Genomic DNA, 20,421 nt, shown 5'->3' with positions numbered 1-20,421 from the left:
AAAAGCCGAGCACATGAGGCGGCCCCCGCTGTTTCCACCGGGCCGCGGGGAGCCCGGGATTGAAGCTCGCGACGCTCAAGGATGGAACCCGTGACGGGCGGCTCATCGTCGTCAAGCGGGACAACTCGGCCTATGCGCTGGCCACCAACGTCGCCCTGACGCTGCAGGCGGCGCTGGACGACTGGGACACGAAGGAGCCGCTGCTCCGCGCGCTCGCCACGCAATTGGAGGCTGGCGCGGTGCAGAGCCGCCCGTTGGACCAGTCGGCCCTGCATGCGCCGCTGCCGCGCGCCTACGAGTGGATTGATGGCAGTGCCTACATCAACCACGTCCTGCTGGTGCGCAAGGCGCGCAACGCGGAGCCGCCGGCCACGCTGAAGACGGACCCGCTGGTGTACCAGGGCGGCTCCGGCGAGTTCCTGGCGCCCACCGCGGACATTCCCCTGCCGGACGAGGCGTGGGGCCTGGATTTCGAGAGCGAGGTCTGCGTCATCCTGGGCGACACGCCTCGGGGCACGAAGGCCGCGGACGCGGACAAGCACGTCAAGCTGCTGATGCTGGCCAACGACGTGTCGCTGCGCAACCTCATCCCGGACGAGCTGGCCAAGGGCTTCGGCTTCTTCCAGAGCAAGCCCGCCACGGCCTTCAGTCCGTTCGCGGTGACGCCGGACGAGATTGGACCAGCCTGGCGCGAGGGCCGCATCCACCTGCGCCTGCGCTCGGTGCTCAACGGCGTCCAGGTGGGTGACACCGACGCGGGCCCGGAGATGCACTTCTCCTTCTTCGAGCTCATCCAGCACCTGTGCAAGACGCGCGGCTACACGGCGGGCACCATCCTGGGCAGCGGCACCGTGTCCAACGTGGACCGCGCCCGGGGCATCTCCTGCCTCGCCGAGCAGCGCATGATCGAGACGATTGAAGAGGGCAAGCCGAAGACGCCCTTCATGAAGCCCGGAGACACCATCGACATCGAGATGACGGGCGAGGACGGGCAGAGCGTCTTCGGTCGCATCTCCCAGAAGGTGGTGAAGCCGTCATGAAGGCCCCTCGGCTGCACAACTACTGGCGCTCCTCCGCCTCGTGGCGGGTGCGGCTGGGCCTGCGCCTCAAGGGCGTGGACTTCGAATACGTGCCGGTGCACCTGCTCCAGGACGGTGGCCAGCAGCACTCGGATGCGTACCGCGCGCTCAACCCGATGCGGACGGTGCCCACGCTGGAGTGGACGGAGGCCGACGGCACCGTGCGCCGGCTGTCCCAGTCGCTGGCCATCCTCGACTATCTCCAGGAGACCTTCCCGTCGCCGTCGTTCTTCCCGGAGGACACGTATCTGCGCGCCCGCGCGCGGATGCTGGCCGAGTACGTCAACTCCGGCATCCAGCCCCTGCACAACCTGGGTGTGCTCCAGCGCGTCAAGCACGAGCTCAACGGCGACGACAAGGCGTGGGGCGCGCACTGGTGCACCCGAGGCCTGGAGGCGCTGGAGAAGATGGTGCAGCCCACCGCCGGGCGCTATTGCGTGGGGGACATGGTGACGCTGGCGGACGTGTGTCTCGTTCCCCAGTTGTACGGCGCGCGCCGGTTCGCGCTGGACATGACGCCGTACCCCACGCTGCTGCGAATCGAAGCGGCCTGTGCCGAGCTTCCCGCGTTCCAGGCGTCTCACCCGGACCGGCAGCCCGACGCGGCGCCGGCCTGAGCTTCGCTCGACTCCTCCAGGCCCGCGAGCCTGGGGGCACGTCGTCAATGAGCGGCGGGGCGGCCGTCTCTCACTGACGACGTGAAGCGCGGACTCACTCGTCGCGCAGGGCGATGATGGGGTCCACGCGGATGGCGTGACGGACGGGAATCAGCGTGGCCATCAGCGCCACGATGACGAGGAAGAGGGCCATGCCCGCGAAGAGCACGGGCTCGAAGGCGCTCACGCCGTAGAGCAGCCCGGACATGGCCCGCGCCGCGCCGATGGCGCCGACAAGTCCCAGCCCCACTCCGATGAGGGTGGGTTGCAGGCCCTGGCGCAGCACCAGCCACACCACGTCCGACTGCTTGGCGCCCAGCGCCATCCGGACGCCAATCTCGTGCGTGCGCTGGCTGACGCTGTACGAGATGACGCCGTAGACGCCCACCGCGCTGAGCGCGAGCGCCACGCCCGCGAAGACGAGCAGCAGCACCACCGCGAGGCGGGGGGCCAGCAGCGTCTCGCTGACGACCTGGGTCATCGGCTTCACGTTGGTCATCGGCAGTTCCCCGTCCATCTCCGACAGCAGGCGGCGCACCGCGGGGGTGAGCGCCGTGGGGTCTCCCGCCGTGCGCACGGCCAGGTACATGTCCCGCGTCGTCTCCTGTCGCTGCGGCAGGTACACCGCCGCGAAGTCACCCGCGCCGCTGCCGAACGTCGCCACCTGCACGTCACCCACCACGCCCGTCACCGTGCGCCAGACGGGCTTGCCGTCCACGTCGTTCATGGAGATGCGTCGGCCCACCGCGCTCCCGTCCGGGAAGTGGCGTTGTGCCAGGGCCTGGCTGAGCAGGACGACGGGAGGCGCGCCCGGCCCATCCTGCGGCGTGAAGAAGTTGCCCTCGCGCAGGGGAATGGACATGACGCGGAAGTAGTCCTCCGTCACCACCTGGAAGAAGACGTAGCGCACGTTGCCCTGGGCCAGCGGCGCCTCGCCCTCCACCTGCAGCGTGCCCCGGCTCCAACTGGGGCCCAGGGGGAGGTTGTTCGTCGCGGCCACGCCCTGCACGCCGGGGAGGGTGGCGACCTTCGCCAGCGCCTCGTCCTGGAAGCGCACCACCGACGCGAGGTCCGTGTAGCGCTGCTCGTTCATGCCGAACTTCAGCGTCAAGAGCCGCTCACGGTCGAAGCCCGCGGGCGCCTCCATCATCGCGCCGAAGCTGCGCGCGTTGAGCGCCGCGCACACGGTGAGCACCAGGGCGAACGCCAACTGCGCGGCCACCAGCATCTGCCGCAGCCGCTGCCGGCCCGCGCCACCGCCACGTCCCTCGCGGCGCAGCGCATCCGCGGGCTGCACCTTGGAGGCGCGCAGCGCGGGGGCCAGTCCGAAGGCCAGCGTGGCGATGACAGCCGCCGCCAGCGTGAAGGCGAGCACCCGTCCATCCATGCCCACCTTGTGCCAGCCGGGCACGAAGCGCCCCACGTCCGCGGGAACACCCGCCCGCATCAGGCCGATGCCCCACAGCGCCAGGAGCAGGCCACCTCCGGCTCCGAGCAGCGCCAACAGCAAACTCTCCGTGAGCAACTGCCTCGTGAGCCGAGCCTGCCCCGCGCCGAGCGCGCCACGGATGGCCATCTCCTGGGCCCTGCGCGCCGCTCGGGCCAGCAGCATGCCCGCCACGTTGGCGCACGCGACGCCCAGCACCAGCGCGGTGGCAGCCATCAGCACCCAGAGCATCAACCGGATGGGCCCGTCGCCATACTCCCTCAACGGAATCGCGGACACCCGATGGCCCGGGTCCAGCTCCGCCATGCGAGGCTCCAGCAGCGCCAGTTGCGAGCGCGCCGACTGCACCGACAGGCCTTCCTTGAGTCGACCCACGGCTTGATAGGAGTGCTCGCTCCACATCGTCTGCGCGTTGGCGGGCAGCGCGGTGGGCACCCATAGCTGCGCGGCCTTGGGGAAGCGGAAGTCGGAGGGCATCACCCCCACCACCGTGTAGGGCTCCCCATCCAGCGTCACCGAGCGGCCCACCATGCCGGGGTCCGCGCCGAAGCGCCGCTCCCACAGCGCGTAGCTCAGCACCACCACCCGCTCGTGGCCGGGCTCGCCTTCGTCCGGTTGCAGCGTGCGGCCCTGGGCCGCACCCACGCCCAGCACGCCGAAGAAGTCGGACGTGACGCGGTAGCCGACGAGCCGCTCGGGCTCATTCGTCCCGGTGAGATTGAGGTCCCACGTCTGGAAGGCGGACACGCGCTCCAGGGACTGGGGGTTGCGGTGCAGTTCATCCACCACCGCGGCGGAGAGCTGGTTGCGCGCGTACCCCGGCGTGGCCTCGACGAGGAAGATGAGCCTGTCGAGTTGCGGGAAGTCGAAGGGCCGCAGCATCAGCGCGTCGAGGAAGCTGAAGATGACCGTGTTGGCGCCGATGCCCAGGGCCAGCGTCAGCACCGCCACCAGCGTGAAGGCCCTGTCGCGCACGAGCCCGCGCACCGCGTACCGCATGTCCTGAAGGAAGGTGTCCATGGTCAGTGTCTTGGGCCTGTCACGCCGTCAGGAGGGAGCTGACGGGCACCGGAGTCCGGCGGGCGGACGCCTTCCGGGGAAGCGTGGGTTGCGGAGAACTTGAGGATAGCAGTGGTGCGCGGTGAAGTCGTCGAAGCCCGGTGCACGTCAGCGCCGCTCGTCGAGGGTGACTTTGCCGTCGAAGAGGCTGACCGTGCGAGTGGCGACGCGTGCATGCGCCGGGTCGTGCGTCACCATGCAGATGGTGGCTCCGCCCTTGTGCAGCTCGGACAGCAACTGCATCACCGCCTCGCCATTCTTGGAATCGAGGTTACCGGTGGGCTCGTCCGCCAGGAGGATGAGCGGGTCTCCGGCCACGGCGCGCGCCACGGCGACACGCTGCTGTTGACCGCCGGAGAGCTGCCCCGGCATGTGCCGCGCGCGGTGCGCCATGCCGACCTTGTCCAGCGCGCGCTCGACCCGCTGCTTGCGCTCGGCGGCGGGCATGCCCCGGTACGTCAGGGGCAGCTCCACGTTCTCGAACACCGTCAAATCGCCGATGAGGTTGAAGCTCTGGAAGATGAAGCCGATGTGCCGGTTGCGCACCAGCGCGCGGTCCGACGCGGACAAGTCGAGCACGCTCTTGCCGTCGAGCAGGTACGTGCCCCGCGTCGTCGTGTCGAGCAACCCCAGCACGGCGAGCAGCGTGGACTTGCCGGAGCCCGAGGGGCCGACAATCGCCACCCACTCACCCTGGCGGATGTCGAGGTGGATGTTGGAGAGCGCGTGCGTCTCCACCTCCTCCGTCTCGAACACCTTCGTCAGCCCGTCCAGCGTGATGAGGGACTTGCCCGTGTCCACGCCAGGGGTGCCCGCCAGGAGGCCTGCTTCCGGGGCACTGGGGGGCTGCGTACCGCTCGCCGTCGTCGTCATTCCATCCTCCGAAAACTCTCGCGGGTCGCCTGGAGCGACTTCGCCACCCACGCTCACCGTCGCGCGCCTCGCGGCGCTTCCATCATCAGCACCGAGGGTACTCGATGGGGCTCGGCCAGGCGCAGCAGTGCGTAGCCGGTTCCAGAAAGCCCCACCATGAACCCAGGTGTCTCCACACCCAGGGGGACACCGGAGAGCCAGCCATGCTTCCTGGCGCTCGCCAACAGCGTGGCGCCCCAGCGCCCCAATTCGTCGTCCGTCGCCGCGTCCCCACCCGCCGCCTCGCGCGAGGCCAGGAGCAGCTCCAGGCTGCCCGGGTCGCCATGGCACAGCGAGTGGTCGCGTCCCATGCCCAGCGCCCGGGTGTCCCGGAGCGCGGCGGCGAGCTCCTCGCGAGCCACCTTGTCCTCCATGCGTCGCAGGGACGCGAGCCGTCCCAGGCCGATGCCCGTGGAGCCGTGGCACCAGGACGTCTTGAAGCGCGGCGTCTCGGGCCGGCCCCGCAGGTCGAGCCAGTTGTCCTTCTCGGGCACGAAGCACGAGCGCTCGTAGGCCAGCGCCTGGCGCGCCGTCTCCAGGAAGCGCGCTTCGCCGGTGAGCGCATGCAGCTCCACCAGCGCCAGGGCGATGCCCGCGGTGCCATGAGCGAAGCCCGTCAGTGCCGCGTCCGGCTCCAGTCGCGAGTGCCAGCCCACGCCCACCTTCTGCGCGCGGGCGCTCGCCACCAGGTGCTCACCGCAGCGTCGGGCCACCGTCAGCACGCGCTCGGAGGGCGCCGCGCGGTGCAGCGCCGCGAGCGCCAGGATGCACCCGGCCGCGCCATCCAGGATGTCGAAGTTCGCGTCCTGCTCGATGAGCGGCTCCAACTGAGCCATGCACGTCGCCGCGTGGTCCAGCAGGTCCGGCCGCTGCCACAGCGTGCCCAACTGCGTGTACGTGTAGAGCAGTCCGCCCCATCCGAGGAAGCCGCCCACCGACGCCGGTTGATGTCGGGGCTCGCCGTGCTTGCGCTCCATGGTCCGGACGGCGCCCCAGGCCAGCTCCGTGTAGCGAGCCTCGCCCGTCACCTCGCCCAGGGTCGCCAGGAAGAGCGCCACGCCGGGCAGTCCGCCGTAGAGGTCCAATCCCAGGGGACTCAGTCGCCACTGCCGGTTCCACCCCAGCGTCAGGCCGAACCAGGAGCACTCCTCGCGGCCGCCCACCGCGAGCACCTCCAGCCGGTCACCCAATGCGCGAGCCGCGTCGAGCAACTGCTCGCGGGTGAGCGGAGTGGTGCCCGGGACGGGCTCGTGGCGCGCGAGCCGGAGCGGGTCCGCTTCGATTCCCAGCGTGGCGAAGGAGGCGCGGATGGCCCAGACCTGCTTCTCGAAGTCCTGCTCGCCCAGCCGGTCCACCTGCTTCTTCAGTCGCTCCAGTCCCCGCTCGTCGAAGACGCCGGGAATCTCCTCGCCGGGCTCGCCCCAGACGCTCGTGCTGTCCGGCACCGTGGTGAAGAGCGGCACGTCGCCGCGCTCCAGGGACTGGCGCTCCGCTTGATTCACCTGCGTGAGGAACGGGAAGCGGTCCGTGTCGAGCCACAGCCGCTCGAAGAAACGGTCGCGGTCCAGCGCGTTGCGAAGGAGGTCCGGGTGGTGGCTCTCCATGAGCATCGTCTTGTAGACGAACGTGGGCCGCAGCAGCGTGCGCACCTCCACGTGCGCGAAGCGCGTCAACAGGCCCCACTCGCCCAGCAGCGAGTCCTTGTGCTGGCGCAAGAGCGCGTAGACCTCCGAGAAGCCGCGCACGACGCTGTCCTGGTAGTGGAACAGGTCCACGTCCTCGCCGTTGAGCGTGGGGCGGTTGAGGCCTCGGCGGAAGGCGCGGGGCTTGCGCGTGTAGTGCAGCTCGTCCGTGCCGGCGCCCTCCATCATCGGGGCGTTGCGGTTGCCCGCGTGGCCCTCCGGGTTGCCCATGCCGCTGATGTCCACGCCAGCGGTGCGCGCGTCCTCCCACGCCCGGCCCGGCAGGAGCCCCACGCGCAGCACGGAGGCGAACACCTCCTGCTCGCGCAAGAGCAGGTCCGCCTGTTCCGTCAGCCGCAGGGGCGGATGCAGCAGTGACTCCAGGTCGATGAGCACCGGATGCTCACCGGCGGCGATGACGTTCTCGAAGTGGAAGTCCGTGCCGTCCAGCAGGTACAGCAGCGCCAGGTAGCCGCCGTGGCGCTGGTAGAAGCGGTGGACCTGCGCCTCGTCGGTGCACGTCTCGGCCTCCACGCACTGGACCCAGCCGTAGCCGTCGCGCTCGACGCGAGGGGTGAGCGGGAAGGGCGTGGAGACACCGCGCGCGTTCACCCACTCCAGCAGCGCGTGGAAGTGGTGGTCCGTCGCCAGCGAGCGAGGCTTGTAGATGACGGTGAGCCCGGAGGAGAACGTGACGCGCGCCACCGAGTGGCCGCCCCGGTGGATGTCTCCCAGCCCCGCCTTCAGCTCGGTGAGTTGCCCCAGCTCCTTGCCGGAATGGAGCATCTGTCGCAGTGATTCCTGGTCCGCGCACAGCCGCTGGAGGAACTCCAGGCTCGTGTCGGCCCACAGGGTGACACGTGTCACCAGGTTGCGAGCCAGCACCGGGTACTCGCGGTACAGCGCGGCGAGGACGTCGGGCTGTCGCAGCCGCTTCACGAAGGACTGGAAGCGCTCCGGCGGCGTCTGGCCGTCGAGCAGCTCCGACAGGCGGGCCACGTGCAGCTCCAACACGAGCGTGCGGCTCAGCAGGTCCAACACGGTGGGAGGCAGCGAGGCGAAGAGCACCCCGCCCACCGTCTCCGGGTCGAAGGGCAGTGGCGCTCCCGAGGCGACGAGCGCCGAGATTCCAGCCTGGAGCCGCTCGAAGCCCTGACGCAGGAAGGGCTCCGCGGCGACGATGAGCGCCGCGTTCGGGCTGTTCACATACGACGCGGGGTAGGGCAGGCGCGTGGTGGGGGCGGGCCGCGCCAGGGCCGCCTCCACGTCATGCATCCACGCGGGCGCGACGGGGACGCGGGCGCGCACGGCCTCGATGGGCTCACCGAGCAACTGGCGCAGCGTGTCCTCGGAGATTCCCGCGGAGGCCAGCCGCTGCGCGAAGAGGGCGTCGTCGGAGAGCGGAGGCTTCTCGCGCCAGCGCTTGAGCCGGCGCTCCGCCAGGGCCGCGTCCACCGAGCCGCCCGGCGTGTCCGGGTGGGCACGCAGGGAGGCGATGCGCTCGGTGAGCGTGAGGGCGTGGTACCAGGCGAGGTCGGGCGGCGGCTGGGACATGATGGGGGTCGTCGAGGAGTGCCGCGTCCGGTGGGGGCCACCTGGGTGGCACCGCGCCGGTCGTCAGGTGGCCAGCGGGCGGGAGGGGTTGCGCAACCAGTAGTGCCGGAAGGCGAGATAGGCCTTCACCTGGAGCGGCTGCCCCGGTTGGTGGATGAGCTTCACGTGGTTGATGCGGCGGGCGAAGCCGCTGTGCTGGCCGGGCATCCGCTCGCTGGCGCGCACCAGGTTCTCTGGCCACTGTCCCTCGTGGGTGAGCGAGCTCTGCACACCCGCCCAGGTCAGCAGCGCATCGCGCTTGAGCGGCGTGCACAGCCCCTGCGCCACCAGCGTGTCCAACCACCGCTGCCAGCGGGCCGGGCTGGGGTCCTGGTCCAGGATGCACTCCAGGCCGAGCTTGGGGTGGATGCCCTCACCCACGTCGATGTCGAGCGTGAAGTCGTCCACGAAGGGCCGCGTCTCCTCCAGGAGCGCGTCCAGGACATCGGCCTCGCCCGGCCAACCCGCGTCGCGCAGCGCGGTGCCCAGGCCCTGATGGGGCAGCCCGCGGATGCACAGCCGCAGCGCGTCCGTGTGCCGGGAGAACATCATCCCCACCTGCTCGATGCGCGGCGGGCCGGGCAGCAGCTCCAGACAGCGCAGCATCGCCGGGGGGATGTCCGCGCGCCCGGGGCCGCGCAGCAACTCCAGGCTGCCGCGCACGGTGTCGAGCAGGTCCTCCGGGGGCTGCTCCGGCCCGAAGAAGACACCGGGGATGGGGACCTCGCCCTCCAGCTCCTGAAGGTCGAACTCCAGCCACATGTCCCTCACGCGCTTGTGCAGAGGGGAGGTAGGACTGGCCCACGTCCGGCAGTAGTCGCGCACGCGCTGCCAGACGGGGCTGTGCAGGAACGCGTCGGGTGGGTGGTAGTCGGGGTGGTGTCCCGCGAAGGCGGCGCGGGTGCCATCGGCGGCGAGCAGGTTGATGAGGAAGTCCCCCACTGGCGCGTCGTCACCCAGCCTGCACTCGAAGCCGCTGCTCGCGCACGGGGGGAGCTGACGGGCGATTCCGAGGATGGGCCGCAGCGCCTCGGGCGAGACGAGCGCTGGCGGGACGAACGGCACGGCGAGCCGCAGATAGTCTTCCATGGACAGACGCAGGGGGAGCCTCTCTTCGTTGCGTGTCGGGGATGGAGCTCAGCCGCTGAGCCGCTGGGAGTGAGGAGTGAGCTCGGCGGCCCCCTTGCTGGGGGCGTCTTCCGAGAGCTGCTTGCGCACCAGCTCCACGTAGTGGCCCTCGCGGCCCATCAGCTCCACGTGGGTGCCCCGCTCGACGAGCTTGCCGCCGTCCAGCACGAGGATGAGGTCCGCGTCACGCACGGTGCTGAGCCGGTGGGCGATGAGGATGCGAGTGCAGGACAGCGCCCCCAGGTTCTCGTCCAACGTGCTCTCGGTGAGAACGTCGAGCTGGCTGGTGGCCTCGTCCAGCAGGAGCAGCGCGGGCTTGCGCACCAGCGCCCGGGCCACCGCGAGCCGCTGCCGCTGTCCACCCGAGAGTCCGGAGCCGCCCGAGCCGGAGATGACCGTCTCGTAGCCCATGGGCATCTTCTCGATGTCGTCATGGATGACGGCGAGCTTCGCGGCCTCCATGACCTGCTCCAGCGGCAGGGACGGGTCGCTGAAGGTGATGTTCTCCCGGAGCGAGCCGCTGAAGAGGAACGGCTCCTGGAGCACCGCGCCGAACTGCCCGCGCAGCATGACGTAGTCCAGCGACTGCATCGGCTGGCCGTCGTAGAGGATTTCGCCCGTGGAGGGCTCGTGCAGGCCGAGCAGCAGCATGGCCAGCGTCGTCTTGCCGGAGCCGCTGCGTCCCACCAGCGCCACCTTCTGCCCGGGCTGGATGCTCAGCGAAATCCCGTCGAGGACAACGGGTCCCTCGGGCGAGTAGCGGAAGCTGACGTCCTTGAGCTCCACCTGGCCGGACAGCTTGTCGATGGGCTTCACGTCCGGCAGCGACTGCTCCGGCGTGGCCTCCAGGATGTCGATGAGGCGGTTGAGGTGCGCGCCCACCATCTGGAGCTGCTGACCGGTGGCGGTGAGAGACGCGAGCGGCTGGATGCAGGAGACGGCCAGCGCGTTGAGCGCGAGCATGGTGCCCAGCGACATCTCCCCCGCGAGCACCTGGCGCGCGCCCAGCCACAAGAGCAGCAGCGGAGCCAAGGTGCGCAGCGTGAGCAGCGCGGAGTCCAGCACCGATGACAGGTGGTTGCGGCGCACCGTCACGTTCAGGTGCTTCATCAGGAGGTTGGACCAGTGGTCCAGCACCCGCTGCTCGGCGCCCGAGGCCTTGAGCGTGGCCACGCCAATCAGCGCCTCGGTGAGGTAGTTCTGCGACTCCGACTGCGCCGTCAGGCTCTCCTGGGTGAGGCCATGGATGCGCTGGTTGGTGCTCAAGAGCAGCGCCACTTGGATGGCGCCGATGATGATGGAGACGATGCCGAACAGCGGCGCCTGGAACAGCAGGATGGTGAAGTAGACGAGCACCAGCAGGCCGTCGAGCACCACGGACAGCGTGCGGCTGGTGAGCGCCTCGCGGATGGCCACGTTGCTGCCCAACCGCGTGAGCAGATCGCCCGTGGTGCGCTGCTGGAAGAAGCGCAGCGGAAGGGTGAGCAGGTGGCCGAACAGCCCCAGCATCATCCGCGAGTCCAGGCGGGCGTACAGGTAGATGATGACGGCCGAGCGCAGGTAGCTCGTCAACCCCTGCGCCACCACGAGCACCGCCATCCCCAGCCCGAGCACCGTCATCAAATCCACGGCGCGATACGGCAGGACGCGGTCCACGACGACTTGAGTGAGCAGCGGCAGCGACAGGCCGATGCCCTGCATCATCAGCGAGGCGGCGAAAATCTGTCCCAGGAACGCGCCGAAGCGCGGCACGCCCACCACGTAGGACAGCACCGTGCGCCAGGACGAATCGCCCGAGTGCTTGCGGCGCTGGAACTGGAGGCTCGGCTCGAACGACAGGGCCAGGCCCGTGAAGCCCGCGTCGAACTCCGAGGGCGTCAGCCGGCGACGTCCGCGCGCCGGGTCGACGACATCCACGTGGGACGGCGTCCAGCGCTCCACCACGAGGAAGTGGTTGAACTCCCAGAAGACGATGGCGGGCAGGGGGATGCGGTGGAAGTTGGCCAGCGTGACGGAGTAGCGCCGCGCGATGAGGCCGTGTGTCCGGGCCGCGCGGACGATGGCGAGCGCGGAGGCGCCGTCACGGCCGGTGTCCAGGCACTCGCGACAGTCGGCCGCGGCGGTGCGGCGTCCGTAATACGAGAGCACCATGGCCAGGCACGCGCCACCGCACTCCCGCGTGCTGAGCTGGAGGATGACGGGCACGCGCCGACGGCGGAACCACAGCACCAGCGGCCACAGCAGGCGCATCACCCGGTCCAACAGCCGGGGCGACGGCGTGGGGGAATCCGGGGGCGATGCGGTGGGCTCCTGGGGCGCCGTGGCCGAAGCCGAGGACTGCGCGGTGGACTCCGAGGACGGCGCGGCGGGCCTGGTCGGAAGGCTCATCGACCGTGGCTCCGCGCGGCGTCACGGTTGAACGCGAGCAGCTCGATGAGTCGCTGCGAGCCCACGCGGACGCTCACCGGAAAGGTGCCGCCCAGGAAGTCGGAAGGCGACGGGCCCTCGGGCGATGCGCTCAGCCGCGCGACGAGGACAGCGGAGGGAGCCGCGCCGAGCTGGGACGGCACCAGGTCCACGCCGAAGCGCTCCCGCGCGGCCTTGGGGCTCAGGAGCTGAGGCTCCACGGTGAGGACCTCCGCGCGCAGGCGGGCGGCGGGAGATGAGGGCTCCACGACGAGCGGCTGTTGGGGCTGGAGCGCGGGGAGCGACTGGTGCGACAGGAAGACGAGCAGCAGCGGCTCACCCGGCCGGGCCAGGGGGCTGACGCGCGTGCCCTCCACGACGATGGCCACGCCGGACTCGAAGCGGGGAACCCGGGCGCTCCAGGCGAGCGCGCCGCAGCCCAGCACCAGCACGAGCGCCAACCACATCAGGGCCTGGGCGCGCGGTGCGACGAACGCGGGGAGCACCAACTGGGAGCGTCCCTGGACGAAGCGCTCCAAGGCGCCGGTGCGGAAGATGGAGGAGGGGGGCGCGCTCATGAATGGCCCTTCGCCAAGGTGGCTCCCGCCAGGGGTGTGGGCACTGGAGGCACTGTGAGAACGCTACACATCTCAGGCGGCTCCACTGCCTTGTGGGCAGTGAAGCACGGTCCTGATTGAGACTAGCAGCTGCACCAGTCGCAGCTGGCCGCGGCCAGACCGCCCGAGGCAACGCCGAGGACTTCGTCGGTCAGCTCCAGGATGCCGGCCGGGTTCGCGGGGATGAGGTCCCGCTCGGACTCGGACAGGTTGTTGCGGAACTCCTCGTCCTTCCACGCACGGATGATCTCAGACTTGACGGAATCAGACATGGGCTTCTCCTTTACAACGGGAGTACAGCGAGGGACCTGCGGCAACGCACCCGGGATTCGCCTGTCAGCACGCCTCCCGAGAAAGCCCAGTATGAGTTGACTAACGAACCGCCGGCAAGACGGGGGTATCATTTTTCACTGATACTTGAATGTATTGCCGGAATTCAGCGAGTTCTCGTCATAAAAGTTCATGAGCGAGAGGTTGCGTCCGCGTGCGAAGAATGGGGCGCCGCTCGACGGCGAGCCGCTCCAGCAGGGACGCGGCGCCAGCGCTTCCCGGGGCCTGGGCGAAGGCGTGTTGGAGCCGCCGCGCATGATGTCTCAAGGAGGCGTTGTCTCTCAGCGCTTCCACCTGCTCGCCGAGCCGGGCGACGGTGACATCCTCGGGGCGCACGTGCACGGCGACGCCCGCGGCCAGACAGCGGAGGGTCAAGTCAGACTGCTCTCCACCGCCGCCGCCTGGAATGAGGAACAGGGGCAGTCCATGGGTGAGCGCGCCGAGCACGGCGGCCGTGGTGCTGCTGGAGATGATGCCCTGGGCAAAGGGCAGCACCGTGGCCTGGGGGACATGGGGCCGCACGAAGAAGTTGGCGGGCACGCGCCCCACGTCGCGGTCCAACCGGCCGGTGGAGGCCGCCACCCGGATGGGTTTGTCTCCGAGCGCGTCGCGCAATTCCTCCCAGAAGCCGGGAGAGTTGAACACGCGTCCGGGCTGGGCATAGAGGATGGGTTCTCCCGAGGCGCGCGCCTCCGTCAGCCATTGCTCCAGCTCCGGGTTCGGCTCGATGAAGTCCCAGCCGAGGCTGCCCACCAGGTGGGTGACTTCAGGCAGCACGTCCAGCGGACCCTCGAGCTCCTCGACAGTCTGAAGCAGGTGCAGGTCTCCCAGCAGCGGTGACTGGCTGGAGGGGACGTCCCGCTTGGGCAGCCAGAACATCTCGCTGCCCAAATCGTAGGACTCCATCAGCCGCGCGTAGCGGTCCTTGAGGAACTCGTCATAGGGGAGCGTGCCGGCGAGCCGGTGGACCTGGTAGGCGCGGAACTCGGGGGACATCCGCTCCAGCATGGCGTCGGTGGGCAGGATGCTGGCGGCCAGGCCGATGACCGCCGAGGGAATCTGGTGCCGGGCGCCCGCGAGCACCGCGCCGAAGGCCATGGCCTGTCCCACCAGCACGTCGGCGGGGAACTCGGTGAGGGCGTATTCGATGTGTTTCACCTGCCGGGCCTGCTCCAGCGGGTTGGCGGTGCGCTCGACGACGAAGCTGGGGCCGTCCTCCTTGCCGCGAGGAATGCGTCGCAGGCCCACCCGTTCCAGGAGCGGGCTCATGGTGGGGCCGGTGGCGAAGGCCACCTCATGGCCGCGCTTGCGCAGCTCCAGTGCCACGGAGATGGCGGGACCGAGGGAGCCGTAGCTGGTGAGGGACGTGAAGAGAAAGCGCATCGCCTGTCCTTCGGGGCGCCCGTGGCGCTCAGGTGCACTGCCAGCGACTGTAACAGCTTCTTGTTTCGCTGCTTTCACGGTGGCCTGTCTGTCTCGGGCCAACCTGGGTCATGATTCGGCCGAGCGCCGTGGCGGCGGGTGCGCGACGCGGGGTTCTTCCGGAGTGTGAAGCATGGAGATGTCGGCGGCAGAGAAGGACGCACTCGTGAAGGCGCTCGGCGCCGGCGTCAGACAACCCATCCTTTCTTCACCGTTGGAGCTGCGGCCCTACAGCCACGACTTCGGCGGCATCCAGCAGCGGCATCCGGCCGTGGTGGTGCGTACCTGGAGCGAGCAGGACCTGGTCCACACGCTGAGGGTGGCGCGCGAGCGCGGTGTGCCTGTCACGGTTCGCGGCTCCGGCCATTCGTTGCGAGCGCAGTCGCTCAGCGACGGCGGCATCGTCGTGGAGAACGTGGGGGGCGAGCCCGACATCCTGGTGAACGAGGATGGCACGGTGGAAGTCACCACGCGCACGCGCTGGGGCGAACTGGAGGCGGCGCTCAACATGGTGGGCCGCACCGCGCCCGTGCTCACGGACCACATGGCCACGGCGCTGGGTGGCACGCTGTCCGTCGCGGGTTATGGCGCGCGCTCGCTGCAGTACGGCGCGCACCTGGACCAGGTGGAGCGGCTGCGCCTCATCCTGCCGGATGGCTCCGCGCGCTGGTGCTCGCGGACCGAGGACGGTGAGCTGTTCCAGTACGCGCTCGGGGGCTTCGGGCAGGTGGGCGTCATCGAGCGCGTCGTGATGCGGACGCATCCGTATCGTCCGGCGGTGCGCGTGCAGATCAACGAGTTCGACTCGTTGGGCGCGCTGGTGGAGTCCCTGGCATGGACCGCGGACTTCGACGGGGCCTCACCGGACCACTTCTTCGGACAGCAGAAGCGCGGGCAGGTGCAGAGCGTCTTCGGCGCCAGCCACGAGGACGAGGCGAAGGCCGCGTCCACGCCGATTCCGGGGCCACTGGAGAAGCAGGCGCAGCGGCGCACGCACCTGCTCGTCCGTCCGGGCTACTTCATCCAGGCGCGGACGCGGGCCGACGGCCCCCTGGACACGTTGCCCCGCCAGTATTGGAGCGACTACTGCTTCGACTACGAGGGCCTGAAGGCCTTCGTGCAATACCTGGAGGCCGGTCCACGCGAGCGCGTCTGGGACGACAACTGTCTGGTGCGGATGCTGGCGTTGAAGCGGGGCGAGGTGCGCTGGCCGTTCGACATCCGCTCGATTGGGACGACGGCGTCGAGGCTCTACGGCATCGGCGTCTACTACCGCATCGAACCCGGCGAGGACGCGAAGGCGGAGCTGGCCCGGCAGGCGCACCGCGACTTCCTGGCGCGCTGCCTGGAGCTGGGTGGCCGGCCGTATCTCTACGGCTGCAACGAGCTGACGCCAGAGTTGATGCAGCGCTTCTACGGCGACGCGTATGCGCGACTGAAAGTGCTGCGACGGGAGCTGGACCCGGACGGGCTGCTCAATCCGGGCGGGCTTCCCTGACGCCTACTCGGGACGGAGCAGGCCCCGGGCCACGAGCACCTTGAGGACCTCGTGGGCCTGCTCGAGACGGAGGCCGCCCGTCCACATCTCCACTTCGGCCAGGGAGAAGCGCTGTCGCTCGGAGAGGGCGCGTATCAGGGGCAGCGCGTCTCCACCGAGGGCGACCTCCGTGTTCGCGCCATAGACATACACCATCGACATCGCGGCGCCCGGCGTGGCGGGGCGCGCGGCGTAGACGAGGGGATATGGCTCGGTGCGCACCAGGACGACGTCGGGCTGGAGCGGTGTCTCCGCCGTCTGGCGGGCCGGGGCTGGCTGGGGACTGGTGGTGGTGGCGCGTCTCCACAGGCGCTCCAGCTCCGTGTCATCCGCCGCCAGCTTTCCGAGCAGTGATTGCAACTCCTCCAGGCGGGTGGAGATGAACCGCCGCACCTCGGGGGGCATGGCACCACCCGTGGTGGGCGAGGCGAGCGAGGCGGGGACGAGGGCGCGCCACTCCACGCGGCCCTGGAGCACCCGCTCCAGCTCCGGTCCGAGGATGCCGAAGAAGCCCACCGTCTCGCAGGCCATGTTCATCGCGAGGGAGGACTCGGTATTGGCCTTCGCGTCGTGCCAGCAGCCCGGCGGGAGGTAGAGCAGGTCGCCCGGCTCCAGCAGCACCTCCTCGAACTGGCTCGCATCCGGGGTGGCCACGTCCTTGATGGGCTTGCCGTCGCTCTGCCGGACGCGGCCGTCCTGCTCGACGATGGCGTTGCGCAGCGGGTAGTTCATGGCGGGCTGGCGCGAGTACCGCCACTGCTTGCGGCCCTCAATCTGGATGACCATCGCGTGGCGCGCGTCGTAGTGCGTGTCCAGGCCCTCGCCCGGCGGGGACAGGTAGCAGTTGAAGCGGACGGGGCTCGTCAACTGGAGCTGGCGTTTGATATCGGCCGCGAAGCGCGCGAGCCCCGGGTCTCCCGCGCCGATGTCGTTGACGCAGACGGTGGTGCGCGAGGTGAGCGCCTCGCGGACCTGCTGCGGCTCAATCTGGATGGCGGCGTACTGGTCGTGACGGTTGCGCCAGAAGGAGTGGATGCCGAAGGACGCGGGGGCTCGCTTGTCGAAGCCCGCGTGGAGGATGGCCCTGTCGAACCGCTCGCGGTCGAACAGCCCCTTGAACTTCCCGGGCGTGCCCCGGACGAAGAGCGCCTTCTTCTCCCAGTACTCGGCGAGGAAATCCTCGGGAGTGATGGGATGCAGCAGCTCCGCGAGTTCACGGCCGGTACCACCGAGCATCGGAAGACCCCTTGCACGAGTTGGCGATGTCTCAACGGTAGTCGCGAGACATGGCGCGCGTCGAGACACCCTCCGTTTCGCCCGGGTCAGGGCGCTGGTGCGAACGTGGTTTGGATGTCCAGGGCTCGGGACAGCGTGAGCGTCACGGGCGTCTTGGCGGCGATTTCGAGCAGGCGGGCGCGCTGCTCCTCGCTCACGGTGGGGCCCACGGAGAGCACGCGCTCCACGCGCTCGGTGCCGTTCTCGCGGAAGAGCTTGAGCTTCACGGTGAGGGGGCCCAGGTCCCAGCCCTTGCGCGCGGCGTACATCTTCAAGGTGATGGCGGTGCACGCGCCCAATGAGCCCATCAGCAGTTGATAGGGCGCCGGGCCCTGGTCCGCGCCACCAAGGGCTGTGGGCTCGTCGGCCTGGAAGTGGTGCTTGCCGGTGCGAATCGACTGCGTGTAGCCGGCCTGGCTCTCGACGACGGCCGCCGCGAGCAGCGTGGAGTCTGGGGTGGTCATGCCGGGCATGAATCCAGGACGCGGCCCGCGTGACAAGGACCGTGCATGGGTGGGAAGTCGCTTGGTTGTTTCAGCGGCGCATCCCTCTTCCTGGGGTAGCTTTTCGTGGAGATGCCTTCCCTGGAGCCCGCGAGCCCCACGTCTTCCTCGCCGAGCGACCGAGCCGCCGTGCTCCGGGAGCTGGCGTTGCTGTTCCTCCGGCTGGGCACCACGGCCTTCGGTGGACCCGCCGCGCACATCGCGCTCATGGAGGACGAGGTGGTGCGCCGTCGGCGCTGGCTCACGCGCGAGGAGTTCGTGGACCTGCTCGGCGCGGCGAACCTCATCCCCGGTCCCAACTCCACGGAGCTGGCCATCCACATCGGCCACCGGCGCGGCGGCTGGCCCGGCCTGCTGGTCGCCGGGGTCTGCTTCATCCTCCCGGCGTTCCTCATCGTCACCAGCTTCGCCTGGGCCTACTCACGCTTCGGCACCCTGCCGGACGTGAGCGCGCTCTTGTCCGGGGTGAAGGCCGTCATCATCGCCGTGGTGCTGCAAGCGCTGTGGGGGCTGTCGCTCACCGTGGTGAAGACGAAGCTCGCCGCCGTCGTGGCCTTGTGCTCCGTCTCGGCGGCGTTCCTCGGCGTCAACGAGCTGCTGCTCCTGTTGCTGTCGGGGCTCGGGGTGCTCGCGTGGCGCGCGGTGGAGCACCGCCGGGCGCGGGGGCCCTCGTCGAACTCCATGGTGTCGCCATGGGCGCTGATGCTTCCCCTGGGCGGGGCCAGCGCGGCCGTGCCCTTCACGCAGCAGGGCCTGTTCCTCTTCTTCCTGAAGGTGGGTTCGGTGCTGTACGGCAGCGGTTACGTGCTGCTGGCCTTCCTGCGCGCTGATTTGGTGGAGAGGCTGGGCTGGCTGTCGGAGGCGCAGTTGCTGGACGCGGTGGCGGTGGGGCAGGTGACGCCCGGTCCTGTCTTCACCACGGCCACGTTCATCGGCTACGTGCTCGGGGGAATGACGGGAGCGGTGGTGGCCACGGTGGGCATCTTCCTGCCCGCGTTCTTCTTCGTCGCGCTCAGCGGGCCGCTGGTGCCGCGATTGCGCGCCTCCTGGGCGGCGGGAGCGTTCCTGGATGGTGTCAACGTGGCGTCGCTGGCGCTGATGGCCGTGGTGACGTGGCAGCTTGGTCGGGCGGCGCTGGTGGACGCGTGGACGGTGGGGCTCGCCATCGCGTCCGCTGTGTTGTTGCTTCGCTTCCGCGTCAACTCCGCCTGGCTGGTGCTGGGCGGAGGCGCGGTGGGGTGGCTGGTGAAGAGCCTCAGCGCGGGGTGAGCGTCGCCTCGCAGCGGGCCACTTCGTCTCCGGACAGGTCGCTGCGCCGGTCGATGCACGTCAGGCGCAGCTTGTCGCCCTCGAGCGTGTTCTCGCAGTGTCGGTTGGCGTCGATGGTCGTCGTGGAGCCCGCGTCCGCTCGCACGACACCGCCATCCGGGCCCAGGTGCACGGTGTGGTTGCGGTCATGCAGCGACCATTCGCCCTTGGGAATGTCCAGGGAGTCTTGAGTCGAATCGCCGAAGGCGGGGAACCCCAGCGCCTCCGCCCCCTGCGTGGTGATTTCGCACGAGTCCTCGTCCGAGAGGACGCGGAAGGTGCCATTGGTGCCGCAGGTGTTGCCGCTGACGTCGAAGGCGACGTTGAGCGCGCCGTGCTCGCAGCGGCGCGACGAATCGGCGACGAGCAGCAGCCCGGTGGTGGCCAGTGCGGCGACGGTGGCGAGGTTTCTCAGCAAGGGCTTCATGACAAGGCTCCGGGGGGAGTGAGGGACGTGGCCGGCGTCTGGGAGAGCAGCGTGGCGCGGCCGTACAGCATCGCCACCGCGATGAAGGGCAGGGTGAGCAGGTCCGTGGGGTCGGCCACCGCGCGGAAGCCGGTGAGTCCGAACGGTGCGCCCAGGGGACGCAGCCATTGACAGAAGAGGTCCGCGAGCGGCTGCGACACCTTGAGCGCGGTGAACAGCACGGCGGTCAGCGCCGCGCCCACTCCCAGCCGGACACCTCGCGGCCAGCGAGTCGCGAGGGCCAGCAGCGCGGACACGTAGAGCGGCAGGAAGAAGCAGATGGCCACATCCGACAGCTTGCCGGTGAGCGTGTTGTGAAAGGCGGGCTTGAGCCAGCGGTCATTCACCGCCATCAACACCACGGCCGCCAGGGGCAGTGGGGCGAAGAACTCTGGCAGGCGAGGCAGGGCCTTCACCGCAGCCCCTCCGGCCGCACCAGTGCACGCAGGAGGATGGCATCGGTGAGCAGTTCCACCGGAGCCCGGTCATCCGTCAGGGGCTCCCCCGAGGCCACCGCGCGCAGCTCTCCGACGACACGCGTCGCCAGCGGGCGCAGCGAGAGTGGGAGCCGCTCCGTCCTCGCGGCCAGCCGCTCCGCCATGCCCTCCTCGCCCGCGAAGAAGAGCGTGTTGCTGTGGTTGCGCGCATCCGCGGCGAGCACTCGGGGGAACACGGACGCCAGCGTGCCGCCCACCGCGTCCACCACCCCTCGCTCCTCGCGGAAGCGGCCCACGTTGAAGCACGCCACTCCGCCAGGAACGAGGTGCTCCGCCACGCTCCGCGCGAACTCACGCGTCGTCAGATGGAAGGGCACATAGGGGAAGCGGAACGCGTCGACGATGATGACGTCGTAGCGCCGCGAGTCCGACTCCAGGAACGCGCGCGCATCCCCGACGTGCACCTCCACCTCGGCCCCCAGTCCGAAGTGCGTCCGCGCCAGCCGCACCACCGCCGCGTCCAGCTCCACGCCCACCACCCGCGCCCCCAGATACGTCTCGCGC

At 69.8% G+C, this 20,421-nt stretch carries 17 protein-coding genes; 4 read left to right on the top strand and 13 right to left on the bottom strand.

Going from position 1 to position 20,421, the window contains the following annotated elements; translation table 11 throughout:
• Positions 1 to 59: 59 nt before the first annotated feature.
• Complete coding sequence (locus tag HUW62_RS26740) at positions 60 to 1,040, top strand: fumarylacetoacetate hydrolase family protein (RefSeq protein ID WP_163869056.1); 981 nt, start codon at positions 60 to 62, stop codon at positions 1,038 to 1,040.
• Complete coding sequence (gene maiA / locus HUW62_RS26735; RefSeq protein WP_176435990.1) at positions 1,037 to 1,696, top strand: maleylacetoacetate isomerase; 660 nt, start codon at positions 1,037 to 1,039, stop codon at positions 1,694 to 1,696. Before HUW62_RS26740 ends, maiA begins: the two co-directional genes overlap by 4 nt.
• Before the next feature lie 94 nt (positions 1,697 to 1,790).
• Here the strand turns inward: maiA and HUW62_RS26730 are convergent, their stop codons facing one another.
• The 8 genes from HUW62_RS26730 to HUW62_RS26695 all read right to left on the bottom strand — a co-directional run bounded on the left by HUW62_RS26730 (position 1,791) and on the right by HUW62_RS26695 (position 14,292).
• Positions 1,791 to 4,202, bottom strand: a complete 2,412-nt coding sequence (locus HUW62_RS26730) for an ABC transporter permease (RefSeq protein WP_176435989.1) — start codon at positions 4,200 to 4,202, stop codon at positions 1,791 to 1,793.
• A gap of 147 nt (positions 4,203 to 4,349) precedes the next feature.
• The gene (locus HUW62_RS26725; RefSeq protein ID WP_255203655.1) at positions 4,350 to 5,114 is read right to left on the bottom strand and encodes an ABC transporter ATP-binding protein; all 765 of its coding nucleotides are present in this window, start codon (positions 5,112 to 5,114) and stop codon (positions 4,350 to 4,352) included.
• A gap of 53 nt (positions 5,115 to 5,167) precedes the next feature.
• The gene (locus HUW62_RS26720) at positions 5,168 to 8,389 is read right to left on the bottom strand and encodes a type 2 lanthipeptide synthetase LanM family protein (RefSeq protein ID WP_176435988.1); all 3,222 of its coding nucleotides are present in this window, start codon (positions 8,387 to 8,389) and stop codon (positions 5,168 to 5,170) included.
• A gap of 63 nt (positions 8,390 to 8,452) precedes the next feature.
• Positions 8,453 to 9,517 carry a hypothetical protein gene (locus tag HUW62_RS26715; RefSeq protein ID WP_163869060.1) on the bottom strand — a complete coding sequence of 355 codons (1,065 nt, stop codon included), beginning with the start codon at positions 9,515 to 9,517 and terminating at the stop codon, positions 8,453 to 8,455.
• Positions 9,518 to 9,565: 48 nt separating this feature from the next.
• Complete coding sequence (locus tag HUW62_RS26710) at positions 9,566 to 11,944, bottom strand: peptidase domain-containing ABC transporter (protein WP_217911561.1); 2,379 nt, start codon at positions 11,942 to 11,944, stop codon at positions 9,566 to 9,568.
• Entirely contained in the window at positions 11,941 to 12,540 is a 600-nt protein-coding gene (locus tag HUW62_RS26705; RefSeq protein ID WP_163869061.1) for a hypothetical protein, read from the bottom strand. Before HUW62_RS26705 ends, HUW62_RS26710 begins: the two co-directional genes overlap by 4 nt.
• A gap of 122 nt (positions 12,541 to 12,662) precedes the next feature.
• Entirely contained in the window at positions 12,663 to 12,851 is a 189-nt protein-coding gene (locus tag HUW62_RS26700) for a mersacidin/lichenicidin family type 2 lantibiotic (RefSeq protein ID WP_163869062.1), read from the bottom strand.
• A gap of 178 nt (positions 12,852 to 13,029) precedes the next feature.
• Positions 13,030 to 14,292, bottom strand: coding sequence for a glycosyltransferase (locus HUW62_RS26695; RefSeq protein WP_176435987.1), 1,263 nt, complete (start codon positions 14,290 to 14,292; stop codon positions 13,030 to 13,032).
• 172 nt (positions 14,293 to 14,464) lie between these two features.
• Between HUW62_RS26695 and HUW62_RS26690 the strand changes: the two genes are divergently transcribed.
• Positions 14,465 to 15,829 carry an FAD-binding oxidoreductase gene (locus HUW62_RS26690; protein ID WP_176435986.1) on the top strand — a complete coding sequence of 455 codons (1,365 nt, stop codon included), beginning with the start codon at positions 14,465 to 14,467 and terminating at the stop codon, positions 15,827 to 15,829.
• Between the two features lie 3 nt (positions 15,830 to 15,832).
• On the opposite strand, the gene HUW62_RS26685 is transcribed toward HUW62_RS26690, so the two are convergent.
• Positions 15,833 to 17,104, bottom strand: a complete 1,272-nt coding sequence (locus tag HUW62_RS26685) for a cupin domain-containing protein (RefSeq protein WP_163869065.1) — start codon at positions 17,102 to 17,104, stop codon at positions 15,833 to 15,835.
• An 86-nt stretch (positions 17,105 to 17,190) separates the two neighbouring features.
• Positions 17,191 to 17,607: an OsmC family protein gene (locus tag HUW62_RS26680; RefSeq protein WP_163869066.1), complete on the bottom strand. Its 417-nt coding sequence runs from the start codon at positions 17,605 to 17,607 to the stop codon at positions 17,191 to 17,193.
• Between the two features lie 111 nt (positions 17,608 to 17,718).
• Between HUW62_RS26680 and chrA the strand changes: the two genes are divergently transcribed.
• Complete coding sequence (gene chrA / locus HUW62_RS26675) at positions 17,719 to 18,915, top strand: chromate efflux transporter (protein WP_176435994.1); 1,197 nt, start codon at positions 17,719 to 17,721, stop codon at positions 18,913 to 18,915.
• Here the strand turns inward: chrA and HUW62_RS26670 are convergent.
• From HUW62_RS26670 to HUW62_RS26660, 3 genes are all read right to left on the bottom strand, one after another.
• A complete protein-coding gene (locus HUW62_RS26670; protein ID WP_176435985.1) occupies positions 18,902 to 19,381 on the bottom strand; it encodes a hypothetical protein in 480 nt (159 codons plus the stop codon). The genes chrA and HUW62_RS26670 overlap by 14 nt on opposite strands.
• Positions 19,378 to 19,836 (bottom strand): hypothetical protein, encoded by a 459-nt coding sequence (locus tag HUW62_RS26665; protein WP_176435984.1) that lies wholly within the window; start codon positions 19,834 to 19,836, stop codon positions 19,378 to 19,380. The genes HUW62_RS26670 and HUW62_RS26665 overlap by 4 nt, the downstream gene beginning before the upstream one ends.
• Positions 19,833 to 20,421: spermidine synthase (locus HUW62_RS26660; protein ID WP_176435983.1), on the bottom strand; the 589-nt coding region annotated here is incomplete at its 5' end. The genes HUW62_RS26660 and HUW62_RS26665, both read right to left, overlap by 4 nt.

The organism is Myxococcus sp. AM011 (assembly GCF_013372595.1).
GTDB classification, from domain to species: Bacteria; Myxococcota; Myxococcia; order Myxococcales; family Myxococcaceae; genus Myxococcus; species Myxococcus eversor.
Note: the sequence above shows the minus strand (reverse complement) of the source record. Positions and strands in the feature narration are given on the sequence as shown.

What these genes read in the sequence shown, in the direction of transcription:
- HUW62_RS26690 (WP_176435986.1), top strand. Translation starts at nt 14,465, where the DNA reads ATGGAGATGTCGGCGGCAGAGAAGGACGCACTCGTGAAGGCGCTCGGC.
- HUW62_RS26695 (WP_176435987.1), bottom strand. Translation starts at nt 14,292, where the DNA reads ATGCGCTTTCTCTTCACGTCCCTCACCAGCTACGGCTCCCTCGGTCCC.
- HUW62_RS26730 (WP_176435989.1), bottom strand. Translation starts at nt 4,202, where the DNA reads ATGGACACCTTCCTTCAGGACATGCGGTACGCGGTGCGCGGGCTCGTG.
- HUW62_RS26710 (WP_217911561.1), bottom strand. Translation starts at nt 11,944, where the DNA reads ATGAGCCTTCCGACCAGGCCCGCCGCGCCGTCCTCGGAGTCCACCGCG.
- HUW62_RS26685 (WP_163869065.1), bottom strand. Translation starts at nt 17,104, where the DNA reads ATGCTCGGTGGTACCGGCCGTGAACTCGCGGAGCTGCTGCATCCCATC.
- HUW62_RS26725 (WP_255203655.1), bottom strand. Translation starts at nt 5,114, where the DNA reads ATGACGACGACGGCGAGCGGTACGCAGCCCCCCAGTGCCCCGGAAGCA.
- chrA (WP_176435994.1), top strand. Translation starts at nt 17,719, where the DNA reads ATGCCTTCCCTGGAGCCCGCGAGCCCCACGTCTTCCTCGCCGAGCGAC.
- HUW62_RS26715 (WP_163869060.1), bottom strand. Translation starts at nt 9,517, where the DNA reads ATGGAAGACTATCTGCGGCTCGCCGTGCCGTTCGTCCCGCCAGCGCTC.
- HUW62_RS26705 (WP_163869061.1), bottom strand. Translation starts at nt 12,540, where the DNA reads ATGAGCGCGCCCCCCTCCTCCATCTTCCGCACCGGCGCCTTGGAGCGC.
- HUW62_RS26720 (WP_176435988.1), bottom strand. Translation starts at nt 8,389, where the DNA reads ATGTCCCAGCCGCCGCCCGACCTCGCCTGGTACCACGCCCTCACGCTC.
- maiA (WP_176435990.1), top strand. Translation starts at nt 1,037, where the DNA reads ATGAAGGCCCCTCGGCTGCACAACTACTGGCGCTCCTCCGCCTCGTGG.
- HUW62_RS26700 (WP_163869062.1), bottom strand. Translation starts at nt 12,851, where the DNA reads ATGTCTGATTCCGTCAAGTCTGAGATCATCCGTGCGTGGAAGGACGAG.
- HUW62_RS26670 (WP_176435985.1), bottom strand. Translation starts at nt 19,381, where the DNA reads ATGAAGCCCTTGCTGAGAAACCTCGCCACCGTCGCCGCACTGGCCACC.
- HUW62_RS26680 (WP_163869066.1), bottom strand. Translation starts at nt 17,607, where the DNA reads ATGACCACCCCAGACTCCACGCTGCTCGCGGCGGCCGTCGTCGAGAGC.